The sequence below is a fragment of the Christensenella sp. KGMB01412 genome, from assembly GCF_055522415.1.
The window spans coordinates 179,747-192,390 of the sequence record NZ_JBVFVW010000002.1 but is presented as its reverse complement, the minus strand read 5'-3'; the positions used below and the strand labels follow the sequence as shown (position 1 = coordinate 192,390).

The 12,644-nt window shown below is 49.9% G+C and carries 11 protein-coding genes; 3 read left to right on the top strand and 8 right to left on the bottom strand.

All coding sequences use genetic code 11. The annotated features are described in order from the left end of the window. Positions 1-5 precede the first annotated feature (5 nt). The 5 genes from ACS5WU_RS04005 to ACS5WU_RS03985 form a co-directional block, all read right to left on the bottom strand. The gene (locus tag ACS5WU_RS04005) at positions 6-836 is read right to left on the bottom strand and encodes a PHP domain-containing protein (protein ID WP_046444020.1); all 831 of its coding nucleotides are present in this window, start codon (positions 834-836) and stop codon (positions 6-8) included. A gap of 78 nt (positions 837-914) precedes the next feature. Further along, complete coding sequence (gene ftsH / locus ACS5WU_RS04000; protein ID WP_082103516.1) at positions 915-2,918, bottom strand: ATP-dependent zinc metalloprotease FtsH; 2,004 nt, start codon at positions 2,916-2,918, stop codon at positions 915-917. Between the two features lie 76 nt (positions 2,919-2,994). Continuing rightward, entirely contained in the window at positions 2,995-3,543 is a 549-nt protein-coding gene (hpt, locus tag ACS5WU_RS03995; protein ID WP_046444019.1) for a hypoxanthine phosphoribosyltransferase, read from the bottom strand. After that, positions 3,528-4,925 carry a tRNA lysidine(34) synthetase TilS gene (tilS, locus tag ACS5WU_RS03990; RefSeq protein ID WP_302762218.1) on the bottom strand — a complete coding sequence of 466 codons (1,398 nt, stop codon included), beginning with the start codon at positions 4,923-4,925 and terminating at the stop codon, positions 3,528-3,530. The genes hpt and tilS overlap by 16 nt, the downstream gene beginning before the upstream one ends. Before the next feature lie 236 nt (positions 4,926-5,161). Continuing rightward, positions 5,162-6,616, bottom strand: a complete 1,455-nt coding sequence (locus ACS5WU_RS03985; protein WP_302762220.1) for a C40 family peptidase — start codon at positions 6,614-6,616, stop codon at positions 5,162-5,164. Positions 6,617-6,908: 292 nt separating this feature from the next. Between ACS5WU_RS03985 and ACS5WU_RS03980 the strand changes: the two genes are divergently transcribed. Further along, on the top strand, positions 6,909-9,290 hold the full coding sequence (locus ACS5WU_RS03980) for a beta-glucosidase (RefSeq protein ID WP_465088957.1): 2,382 nt from the start codon (positions 6,909-6,911) through the stop codon (positions 9,288-9,290). 192 nt (positions 9,291-9,482) lie between these two features. Further along, positions 9,483-10,031, top strand: coding sequence for a DUF2284 domain-containing protein (locus ACS5WU_RS03975; RefSeq protein ID WP_052740527.1), 549 nt, complete (start codon positions 9,483-9,485; stop codon positions 10,029-10,031). Positions 10,032-10,215: 184 nt separating this feature from the next. Here ACS5WU_RS03975 and ACS5WU_RS03970 read toward each other — a convergent pair whose 3' ends face one another. Continuing rightward, positions 10,216-10,377: a hypothetical protein gene (locus ACS5WU_RS03970; RefSeq protein WP_156415135.1), complete on the bottom strand. Its 162-nt coding sequence runs from the start codon at positions 10,375-10,377 to the stop codon at positions 10,216-10,218. Between the two features lie 275 nt (positions 10,378-10,652). Here ACS5WU_RS03970 and ACS5WU_RS03965 point away from each other — a divergent pair, with 275 nt between their 5' ends. Further along, positions 10,653-11,009, top strand: a complete 357-nt coding sequence (locus tag ACS5WU_RS03965) for a hypothetical protein (protein WP_046444015.1) — start codon at positions 10,653-10,655, stop codon at positions 11,007-11,009. 47 nt (positions 11,010-11,056) lie between these two features. Here the strand turns inward: ACS5WU_RS03965 and ACS5WU_RS03960 are convergent, their stop codons facing one another. After that, positions 11,057-11,896, bottom strand: a complete 840-nt coding sequence (locus tag ACS5WU_RS03960) for a class II fructose-bisphosphate aldolase (RefSeq protein ID WP_046444014.1) — start codon at positions 11,894-11,896, stop codon at positions 11,057-11,059. A gap of 181 nt (positions 11,897-12,077) precedes the next feature. Continuing rightward, entirely contained in the window at positions 12,078-12,620 is a 543-nt protein-coding gene (locus ACS5WU_RS03955; RefSeq protein ID WP_046444013.1) for an HdeD family acid-resistance protein, read from the bottom strand. Positions 12,621-12,644 lie beyond the last annotated feature (24 nt).

The following is a 12,644-nucleotide window of genomic DNA, read 5'->3' as shown; positions in this document are numbered from 1 at the left end:
TTCAATCATATTGCATATTTTTCGGTTAAAATTTCAAGCGATTCCTCAAGGTACGGTCCTGTTCTTTTCTCACAGGCAAGCGCAGCATAAGGGCGCATCGCGCCATGGTAATCGCTGCCCGCCGTAACCATAAGCCCATGCCTTTTTGCAATGCCCACAAACTTCTCCACATCCGCCTCCGAATGCGCGGGGTAATAAGCCTCTACGCCCATAAGCCCCATATCTTTCAGCTCAACGATCAGCTGCTCGATATCGTTTGTTTTCACAAACTTTGGATGCGCGAGAACCGGAACTCCTCCCGTTTTGCGTATCATGTCCACAGCCTGCTGCGGATTGAGCTTCCTGCGCTGCACATAACAGCTGCCTTCCTCATTCAGGTAGCGCGTAAACGCATCCTGCAGGTCGCTTGCGTATCCCTTCTCTATCAAAGCCAGCGCGACGTGCGGCCTGCCAAGCGTATTTCCTTTTGCAAAACGTTCCACGTCCTCAAAGGATATATTCATGCCGTGCGCCTGCACCGCTTTTATAATCTCAGTTACACGGCCCACACGGGACGCACGAAGCTCTTCCATCATAGCCACAAGCTCCTTGTCCGCGGAATCGATCCCGTAGCCGAGGATATGCAGCTCTCCCGTATGGCGTACAGAAAACTCCACTCCCGTAAGATATTTCAACTTTTTCTGTTTTGCGCAGCGGATTGCCTCCGGCTGTGCGTCTACCGTATCATGATCTGTAATCGCTGTCAGCTTCAGCCCCAGCTTACTGCATTTTGTGATGATTGTTTCCGGCGTATCTGTGCCGTCTGAAGCTGTTGAATGTATATGTAGGTCTATCATTGCTCTTCCTCTTCCGTCCCTTGGAACGACGAAAAATCAGCGGCGCTTCTGCCGCTGATTTTGTCGTTTTCCAACCATTTATTCCCCTTCCGGCGTGGGCGGCTCCACGATGATTGTTTCCACCGCTTCCGCGTCCGTCGGCTCTGCCGGCGGCGTAATCCACTCCGGTTCTTTTTCCTCGTCCTTCTTTTTCTCTTCGATCTCCCATGAGTCAGGATCGTCAACCTGTACCGCATCCTCAAAGAGCTGCTGGAATTCCTCGCCAGACAGCTTTTCCTTACGCATCAGCACTTCGCCGATGTTGACGAGTTTACGCAGGTTTTTGCTCAGGATTTCCGTCGCATTTGCATATGCGCTTTCCATGATATTGGTAACTTCCGCGTCAATGCGTGCCGACGTACTTTCCGAATACTCCGGAGACTGTCCGAAATCCTTGCCAAGGAACACCTCGTGCCCGGAGGCCAGGAACACCGGCCCGATCTCTTCGCTCATGCCGTATTTGGTCACCATGTCCTTCGCCGTTTCCGTCGCACGCTGCAGGTCGTTGATCGCGCCTGTGGAAATATCCTTTAATGTCAGCGCCTCCGCAACCCGTCCGCCAAGCATCATCGTGATTTCATCCATGAGCTTGCTCTTGAACACATGCTGCTTGTCTTCCTCCGGCAATGTCATCGTATAGCCAGCCGCCATTCCGCGCGGAATGATCGAAACCTCATGAACCGGATCGCATTTTGGAAGCACATGTGCGAGAATCGCATGGCCTACCTCATGGTATGCCGTGCAGCGCCTGTCGTCCTCCGTCATAACCCTGCTCTTTTTCTCCGGGCCTGCAATCACGCGCGTGATTGCTTCTTCAATCTCGCTCATGCCGATTTTCTTTTTCCTGCGGCGCGCCGCCAAAATCGCGGCTTCGTTGAGCACATTTTCAAGATCTGCGCCGATAAAGCCCGGGGTGCGTCTCGCAATCACCTTAAAATCAACCTCAGGTTCAAAGGGCTTACCCTTTGCGTGCACCTTCAGAATTTCCTCCCTGCCCTTTACGTCAGGGTAGTTAACCGTGATCTGCCTGTCAAACCGTCCCGCACGCAGCAACGCCGGATCGAGGATGTCGCGCCTGTTGGTCGCCGCCATCACGATAATTCCTTCGTTAACCTCGAAACCATCCATCTCGACAAGCAGCTGGTTGAGCGTCTGCTCGCGTTCGTCGTGACCGCCGCCCAGTCCCGCGCCCCTCTGGCGTCCGACTGCGTCGATCTCATCGATAAATACAATACACGGCGCGTTCTTCTTCGCGCTTTCAAACAGGTCGCGCACGCGCGAAGCGCCCACGCCTACAAACATTTCCACAAAATCGGAACCGCTGATCGAGAAAAACGGTACCTTCGCCTCGCCGGCAACCGCCTTTGCAAGCAAAGTTTTACCACCGCCCGGAGGGCCCACCAAAAGGACTCCCTTTGGAATACGCGCCCCAAGCTCTTTAAACCTCGCCGGGTTCTTCAAAAATTGTACGATCTCGACGAGCTCTTCCTTTTCTTCGTCCGCGCCCGCAACGTCCGCAAACGTCTTGTTCGTCTCGCCCCCGTCCGTCATCCTTGCTTTGCTCTTGCCAAACGCCATCGCGCCGCCCGTGCCTGCCGCGCCGCCCTGCGCGCGCTTCATGATAATCACCCACAGCACCAGCAGCAGTACGATCGGTATCAGGTATGGCAGCAGCTGCATAAAGAAGTTTGGCTCCGCTGTCGGAATATAGTTCAGTACAAAGCCATACTGCTCAGGGTTGTTGGTCCCTGTAATCGCCGCGATATCTTTATTGAACTGGTCAATGGTCGGCATCGTGGCGCTGAAGTCATATTGCTGTGGAAATACCTCGTCCGGTATCTCCGAGCTTGCGTAACGCCCTACGATATTCCTGTCCTGTATCGCTATATCCTTAATATCCTCGTCCTGCACCTTCTGCAGGAATTCAGTATATTTCAGTTCGTCAATCGTTGTTGTCCCCGGGTTCCCCAGGAACTGCGCCGCTAATATAATAACTACGATGATGATAATATAAATCAGCGGTCCTCTGAAAAATTTGCCCAAATTACTATCCTCCTCTTATAAGGCTATGTCCTTATATTTTTACCATTTTTCCCGTTCCTTCAAACATAAACGGTTTTTATTCGTATATTTCGCGTTTCAGGACTCCCACGCAATCGTAATTCCTGTATTTCGACGCGTAATCGAGCCCGTACCCTACCACAAATTCGTCTGGAATATCAAATCCGATGTATTTCACAGGGACTTCTACCTTCCGGCGGTCCGGCTTATTGAGCAAACAGCACATCTCGATGCTTTCAGGCGTTCTTCCTTTGAGCATTTCCTTCAGGTTTGAAAGCGTAACGCCCGAATCGATAATATCCTCCACAATCAAAAGATGCTTGCCGCTGATGTCCTCCTGCATATCGAATTTGATATGCGCGCTGCCGGATGTTTCGCTGCCCGAGCCATAGCTTGAAACTGCCATGAAGTCGATCGCCATCGGAATGGAAATATGCCGCATCAGGTCTGAGAAAAAAATAACGCTCCCCCGAAGGATCGCCACCGCGATAAGGTCTTTCCCTTCGTAATCTTTGGAGATTTGCTCTCCCATTTCCGCCACTCTTTTTTCGATCTGCTCCTTCGAAAGCAATATCTTCTCGATATCTTTTTCTACGTAGTGCTGCATGATTCTTCCCCCTGTTTTTTATAATACTTGATCTGCCATATTTTTTCTGTCCGCTCCGTCACCTTTACGTCGTCGCTGATCGTGAGGCCCACCGCCCATAAAATGCGGTTCCCGTCAGCAAGCAACGGCGTTTTTTCCCGTGCTTCGCGCGGCAGCTTTTTATCGATAAAATAATCCTTAAGCTTTTTGGTGCCGCCGCTTCCGAGCGGATGGATCATATCCCCCGCATACCGCGTGCGTACCGTGATGCGCCCGGGCAGCCTGTCCGCGTCCAGATAAGCGGTAAACTCGTCTTCGTTTTCAAAATCGCAGTGGTCTACGATCCGGCACACCATCTCGCTGCCGTCCGGCAGCTCGTTTTTGGCAAACAGGTCAAACTCCTGACGAAATTCGTAATTAACCCTGCGCGCCGAAAACCGTATTACCAGCAGTCCGTACTCCACCTCCGCGCACAAATCGTTCGAAAGATTGACGCGCGTGCCCGTCCTGCCGCTTTTGGCAAGCCGCATCACAGAGCGGATGTGGACGTTCTCGATGTCCTGCGTAATGTGCAGCCCCGCGCACGCAAGCTTCAAAATACGGTATTCCACTGCGGGCGCAAGCCCCAGAAAGGTTTCAAGGTCTATAATCACCTTGTCGTCCTTTTTGGATGCGCATGATTTATAAGCCTCCGTTGCCTGTGCAAAGATGAAATCCGAATCATCCTCCGCAATCTGGCTCAGGCGGTTGAGCGCCCCCGCCGCATCCGGGTTGATCCGTTCCCTGATCTGCGGAAGCAACACATTCCGCACATAATTGCGCGTATGCTCGGTGTCCCGGTTGGTTCTGTCCTCCACAAAGCTGATGTCATGCTTTAAAAGATACTCCAGTATCTCTTCGTGCGTAACGCACAAAAGCGGCCTGACCAAAAAATCCCTTTTGGCATGGATGCCTTTCAGGCCATCCGTCCCGCTGCCGCGCAAAATGTGCATCAGCACGCTTTCCGCGTTGTCGTCCATATGGTGGCCGGTTGCGATCACGTCCACTTCCCCGTTCTCTACGAGACTCAGGAAAAACGCTTCGCGCGCGCGTTTGGCCGCCGTCTCCTTACTTACGCCCCATTCCTGCGCAAGCGCCGGTACGTCCGCCGCGCCCATGTAGAAAGGAATATTGTGCTGTCCGCACCACTTTTCCACAAAATCTGCATCGTCGAGCGATTCCTGCCCCCGTATGCCATGCTCAAAGTGCACGCAGGCCACAGAACAAGAAAAAAGCGGCGCAAGAGAACATAAGCAGTGCAGCAGCGCCATAGAGTCCGGTCCGCCGGAAACGGCGGCGCCTATTGTCTGCTCTGGCATTAATAACTCGTTTTCTGTTACAAATTCCCTTACTCGCTTCTCCATATGGACTTTTCCCTACTATATATAATATACTCAAATCCACCACTTTACAACTGTATTTCGCAGGGAATCCGCATGACTTTTTTCGTTCTCATGCCTTTCTTCATTTGAACAGTCACGATTATTTTACTACTTTATTCTAATCTGTCAAAATGAACACAACATGAATAAAAGAAAGCATATGATAAAAAAGGCGGTATCAATTCTGATACCGCCTTTTCTGTTACTGTCTGCCGGTTTTAAAGAGGTCTCTTCGCGCAGATGAATCCATTCTGGAACCATGAGCCAAAGTCTCTTTCCACCATCGCGTTCTGGCTGCTGGATGCGTCAAGCACGCGTCCGCCGCCAAGATAAATCGCCACGTGACCATTCATGCAGATAATGTCGCCCCTCTGCAGGTCGCTTTGGTCTGTGATTGTCGGGTAGTCGGCGTTTCTCCAGCCACCGGACGTCATATATCCGATGTTGTTGCCGCTTTCCCTCAGCGCATAGTAGATCAGCCCTGAGCAGTCAAACGAATTCGGGCCTTTGCCGCCAAGCACATACGGCTTGCCAAGCTGTGCCTCTGCAACTGCGATGAACGCCTCTACAGAACCTGCATCCTGCTCATACGAGGTGCCTGAGCCGCCGGAGCTTTCCTCTTTGGAGCTCTCGCTACCGGAGGAGCTGCCACCGCTGTTGCTGCTGCTTGAAGAAGAACTGCTGCTTTCCTCTTTTTTATCGGAGGAGCTGCTGCTTTCAGATTCTTTCTTATCGTCTTCAGCCTTCTTCTGCTCTTCTGCCGCCTTTTGTTCTTCCGCAGCCTTCTTTTCCTGCTCTGCCTTTAATTGTTCTTCATATTCCAAAGATTTTTCAGCCGAGCTGGAATAAATCAGCTCTTCGGTCATATGGCCAACGCTGCCGTCCTCAGTAAGGCCGCTCATTCTCTGGAAATATTTTACCGCTTTTTCCGTATCCGTTCCGAAGTAACCCGTTACGTCTACCGAATAACCAAGCTCCTGCAGTCTTTCCTGCAAATTCCAAACGTCAGCGCCGTCAGCGCCAAGCGCCATGGTGTATTCCTTCGCCTGGTCGGAGAACAGCAATGCCTGCGTTTCCGGTCCTGCTGCGCCATCCACGGTGAGGCCGTGCTTGCGCTGGAAATACCTGATTGCCTGCGAGGTCTGCGGTCCGAAATAATCGGTTGTCTCATCCACTCCCATATAGTAGAGGTCCATCAGTCTCTGCTGAAGGGCCGGAACGGATGCGTCCGTCATTCCCTCTGTAAGCGTCGTATAAACGGGTGCCGTTTCAACAGGCGCCGCTTCAGCGGACGGTGCGGGAGTCTGCTCCTGCGCCCCGGCCGTTTCACCTACCGCCGTAACGGAGGATGTGTCCTGTGAAGGCTGCGCCGATTGTGTTTTCTCGGTGAAGGCCGGCGTTTCTGTCGGCTCCGGCGAAGGGCTCGCTTCTGCCTGCTGTACCTGCGCTGCAGGCTCCGCCGGCGTTACGCCCATATTTCCGTTTGCTGCTGATGCAATCATGATCGGCACCATCACCGACGCCACTACAATCGTTACAACTGTGAACAGACGTTTCTTCTGTCTGGTGCGGTAACGCACGACCGCACGTGAAGTCTTTTGTGTATTTGAGGAAACGTCGTTGTTACGTCTGGCTCTCACAGACGTTTTGTGTTTCCCAAAAGGCTTAATCATGGTCTCTTTTATCTCCTTTTCTTTTCGCTTCCGCGAATTTAAATTGATTATACAACAATTTCTTTAATATGTCCATAATTTTCTTAACTATTTCTTAATACTTTCGTAATATATACCCGTTTTTCCCAGTCTAAACACAAATTTTTTTCCTGGAATCCATTAATTTTAATCTTCTTAGCCCGGAATTTTCTCATTTCGATTCAAATGATTACAAATGTTTTCCGTTACTTTGTTTATGTTATAATAATAAGGTATCATTAAAATCACATCTGTCTTTTATGAGGTATTTTCTATGGATAAAATCGAAACGATCCTTTCCACGCTTTCACTGGAGCAAAAAGCGGATCTCTGCTCGGGCCTGGACGCCTGGAATACGTTCCCCATCCGGGAATACGGTATTCCGCAAATCCTGATGACCGACGGCCCGCACGGCCTGCGTAAGCAATACGACGAAAGCACAGCTATGCTGGAAACCTCGGTGCCCGCGACATGCTTTCCTGCCGCCGCGACGACAGCCTGTTCCTGGGATAAAGGCCTTTTATACCGTCTGGGCGCGGCACTGGGCAGCGAGGCGCGCAAGGAAAACATTTCCATGGTTTTGGGCCCCGGCATCAATATCAAGCGTTCCCCGCTGTGCGGAAGGAATTTCGAATATTTTTCAGAGGATCCTGTGCTTTCAGGAGAGCTTGGCGCCGCTATGATCGAAGGCATCCAGAGCACCGGTACGGGCGCTTGCGTCAAGCATTTTGCCGCAAACAACCGCGAATACTTCCGTATGGTTTCCAATTCCATCGTGGATGAACGCGCCTTGCGGGAAATTTATCTTTCCGGCTTTGAACGGGCCGTTAAAAAGGCGCATCCTTATGCCGTGATGAGTTCCTATAATATGCTCAATGGCAGCTACTGCGGCGAAACAAAAGAACTGATCGACGGCATTTTACGCAAAGAATGGGGCTACAACGGCATTGTCGTTTCCGACTGGGGCGCATGCTATAACCGCGAAAACGGTATCGCAGCCGGCATGGACCTTGAAATGCCTTACTCCGGCGAAGAAAACACAGAGCGCATCATACGCAATGTGCAAAACGGCAACTTAAGCGAGGATGCCCTCGATGCCTGCGTACGGCGCATTCTTTCCTTTGTTTTCCGCTGCGAAGAAAACAGCAGCCTTCCATTTGAATGTAATATGGAAAAAAACCACGACCTTGCGCGCGAGGCAGCGGCGCAAAGCGCAGTCCTTCTGAAAAACGAGTGTGGCGTCCTTCCTCTTAAAGCTGGAACCAAAGTAGCGCTCATTGGAGAGTTTGCAGAAAATCCACGTTATCAGGGCGCAGGCAGTTCTATGATCAACCCTGCGCGCCTTGAAACTGCTCTGGAGGAATTTCCCAAATACGGAATCGATTTCACCTATGCAAAAGGCTTCCCGCTGGATACGGATGAAATCGATGAAACGCTTGCGCTCGCCGCGGAAGAAACCGTTTCCGGTGCGGATGTGGCAATAATCCTCGCGGGACTTCCTTCGCGTTATGAAATGGAAGGGATCGACCGCACGCATATGCACATCCCGCAAAACCAGATCGACCTCATTGAACGCATTTCAAAGATAAAGCCGGTCGTAGTCGTCCTGCATGGCGGCGCCCCTGTCGAGATGCCATGGCTTTCCGCTGTGAGCGCGCTCCTGCACTGCTATCTTGGCGGTGAAGCAGGCGCATCCGCAACCGCAATGCTCCTCACTGGCGCAGCAAATCCATGTGGTAAGCTTGCCGAAAGCTATCCGCTTCTGGTTTCCGATAACCCGTCCTACCGTTTCTTTTCAGACGACCGCCATAATGTAGAATACCGCGAAAGTATTTATGTCGGATACCGTTACTACGACGCGGCGGAAAAGGAAGTATTGTTTCCGTTTGGTTTTGGCCTTTCCTATACCACCTTTTCCTACTCCGGCCTGCAGGTTTCATCCGGCACATTCACAGCCGGGCAAACATTGACAGTAAGCGTGCAGGTTCAAAACACCGGCAGCGCTCCGGGCGCGGAAATCGTACAATGCTATTGCAAGGAAGATTCCTCCCCGGTAAAACGGTTGTGCGGCTTCGAGAAAGTGTGGTTACAGCCGGGCGAAAGCAAGCAAGTGTCTTTTACGCTTACAGATAAAGATTTTTCCTTTTACAGCAACGGCGGCTGGAAACTACAGGAAGACGCCCATATCCTGATCGGCGCCTCCTCTCAGGATTTGCGGCTGGGGGCAATGGTCAGCATCGACGGCGGACAGGCTGCGCCGTCATATCCCGTAAGCACGGACGGCCACTGGGACGCGGTAAAATTTTACGCATTGTTTGACAAAATACCGCAGGTCACATTCAAAAAACGGCCCTTCACCATTAACGCTACCCTCTCCGACTTTGATTCTGTGGCAATCGGCAGGGCGATCCACCGTTTTATACGCAGCTTTGTCCTCAAGCATCTGGAGCCGGGCAATTACAACAGTTACCAGATTATGCTCCAGCTATTGGAGGAAAACCCAATGCGAACACTGGTGTCCATGTCAGGCGGTTTTTTTACCTATGGTATGGCCCGCGGCGTGCTTATGGTGGTAAACGGGCAGCTTTTTATGGGCGCGTTTGCCTTCTTCTCCGCATACCGCAAACGAAAAAAAAGAAAAATAAAATCAAATTAATGAAAATAATGTTTTACGTTGATTTTTGCAGGTTATATATATGCTGTCGCGGACGCCAACGGTGTCAGGCGGCGCCAAAACAATACATACCCCCAATCAGCAAAATACCGGCATTTATGCCGGTATTTTGTTTCGGGTTTTTTATGTGTCGTGTGTTATACTGTTATGGATAGACCTTGAAAGGGGATTTTTATGTTACAGGAACAAATAGTAACTGAACTCACGGAAGCAGGCGCCATGTTTTGCGCGCCGGTCAAAGTTCCCGGAATTAATTTTTATCCTGAGCTCCGCCCGCTGTGCGAGATGAACAACTGCGGATGCTTTGCCACCAACTGGGGCTGCCCGCCGGGCTGCGGCAGTGTGGATACGCTGTCCGCAAAGGTGCGCGCATACCCGCTGGGGCTTGTGTACCAATACGTCGGCAAACTGGCGGATTCCTTTGACGTGGAAGGGATGATGGAAACAAACCGCGTGTTTAACGGAATTACGCTTGCCATTAAAGATTACCTGTCAAAAAATTGCTCAGACTTTCTGGTACTCGGCGCAGGCAAATGCAATATTTGCGAAACCTGCACCTATCCGGACGCCCCCTGCCGCTTTCCCGACCTCACCAACGTCTCCGTTGAAGCGTGCGGCATCAATGTATCAGAGCTTTGCTCCCAGTGCGGGCTTGACTACATCCACGGCCCTAATACGGTCACAAATACCGGGCTTATTTTATATCATGACACAAGCCTGTAAAGAAAGACCGTTTGGTCGGGCGGCCTGTGTTCTTATTTTTTTACGATTCTTTATAATCCGGTATCAGCTCGAGCGCCTCCTGTTCGCTTGCTCCTGCGTTTACCAGAAAAAATGCGCTCACGCATACGCCAATGGCATAAAATACTTTTTTCATTGTTCTACTCCTTCTGTCAAAATGCCCATGTTATTTGATGGTTGCCGCGAGGGCCTCCTTCATAATGGGGCTTGCGTCTTCCGGTTTGTCGTGCTTTTTTCTCCTGCCCACGGAAAGCCTGGTAACAGCCGTGTAGCAGAGCGTGATCAATACGGTCATTACAATAATGAACCAAAATATAATTCTCTTCATGTTCGATTACCTCTTTCCTGTTTCATTTGATGCTTTTATCATACCGTATGCAAGGGTTTCTTACTATTTGACTTGCTTACAACAGGATTACATTTTCGTAAGGTAAATTTTTTATTGCAACCAAAAAACGCGATCGTTTCCAGACCGCGTTTTTTTGATTATATTCGATTTTAGAATATTTATTACAATTAAGAAACTATTACAACATAATATTATATAAAATAAGATTGAATTGGAGGGAAGATTGTAAGTAAAAAATTTGAAAGGAGAAATCTATGTCAAATCAAAAAATACTGGATTATCTGGAGCAAAATGTAGAGGGTGTGGCCGAACTTGCTTACTTCATGCAATACGGCGACGAGCTGACATCCGGTGCGATTATGGTGGATATTGAGGTCGATCATTTCAGCGGCTACGAATATTGCTTGGCGATTATGCTGCTCGCAGCCAACGATATCGTAATTGACCGCACAAGGAAAAGGCTGTTCCTGCAATGGTTCCGGGATGAGCTGGCAAATACGGACGAAGAGCAGACCATAAACAGAATCGCGAACATTTTAGAAGAAGAACATTTTCGTTTTGAAGCAAGGCAAACGCGCCTGGAAGAATTAGGCAGACAAAAAGGCTTATAAAAAACAGGTCTCCCTATTGCTTGGGAGGCCTGTTCCATGTCCTTAATTTACGCCCGGTTTGCCGTTCCAAACAGGTCGATCTTTTTGGTTGCTTCTGCGCTTACCGCATTTACAACATCGACGCACTGCAGGAGGTATACATTTTCCTTTGTGTTTTTGAGTGCGTTCATGGCCGCAATCGTCAGGTCTGTAAAAATATTCGTTTTTGTGATGCCGCGCGCCACTGCGTTCCTGAAATCGTCGTCCGTAAGTCCGGAGCCGCCGTGCATGACGAGCGGCACATCCAGCGCCTCGTTCAGCTCTTCGAGCCGTTTGAGGTTCAGCTTTGGCTCGCTCTTGTAAACGCCGTGCACCGTGCCGATCGAGACCGCAAGCGCATTGATGCCCGTCTGCTTCACAAATTCCTTTGCTTCTTCCACTTCTGTATACACAAAATCGTCCCCATAGCCTTCCGGATATCCTTCCAGTCCGCCTACATGCCCAAGCTCCGCCTCTACAGACATTCCTTTGGGCTTGCACAAGGCGACAACTTCATTCGTCATCTTTACATTTTCCTCAAACGGCAGTGCGGATGCGTCCAGCATTGCGGAAGTAAAGCCGCTGTCAATCGCCCGTTTGATATACTCGATATTGTTTGCATGGTCAAGATGCAGGGCCACCGGGATATCCACGCGTTTTGCCGCGCTGATTGCCATCGGCGCGAATTCCTCGATTGCAATAAGAGGCTCAAACGCCTCCGCAAAAGCAATGATCACAGGAGCGTTTTTCTGCACGGACGCTTTCAGTACGCCTTTGAGCATTTCTTCGTTAATCACATTGAAGTGCCCAACCGCGTATTTCCCTTTTTTTGCGTCCAGAAGCATTTGCGTCATGTTCACAAGAGCCATAATAATACCATCCTTTATATTTTATAAATTTTTACACTCATAGTTTATCACGTTCCTTCCCTGTGCACAATACAAATAGAGAAAAAATGTATGAAAATGTCATATTTTTTTTGTTATTGTGCAAATACGAAAAAAACCGTCTCTGCCTGTACGCAGAAACGGTTTTTGATTGATCGCGTTTTTATTTCTTTGCCGACGACACGAGTCCCCAGCTGACAAGGCTCAAAATACCATAAATTGTCAGGCAAACACCCAGCATAATTCCCAAAACGTTGGACTGCGCGATAATACCCGCAATGATAATAATACCGACCACCAGCTCCGCAAGTCCGCTGATCAGCACCACTTTCCACGACGACGAATTGTAGTCCTTGATCTGCGATGACTCCATCAGGCTCATAATACCTGTGATAATCGCCCACACACCGATGATAAACGGCAGGATAATGTTTGCGATACCATCGCGGAAAATAATCAGCAGTATGCCGACAATAATTGCGATGATGGGCACGACATAGCTTGCGTTTGCATCCCCGCGGTTGCGCCTTGAGATATTTGTAAACAACTGAATAACCCCATACGCCAACACGACAACTCCAATAATAACAACGATGACCGCCATTGCGGTATTCGGCGCCATCAATAAAATAATACCGATTGCAAGGAGTACGATGCTTAATATAAGGCGTATCATTTCCTTTGATTTCCAAGATCCAGAATTCATAATACTTTCCTCCTGTAAAAATTG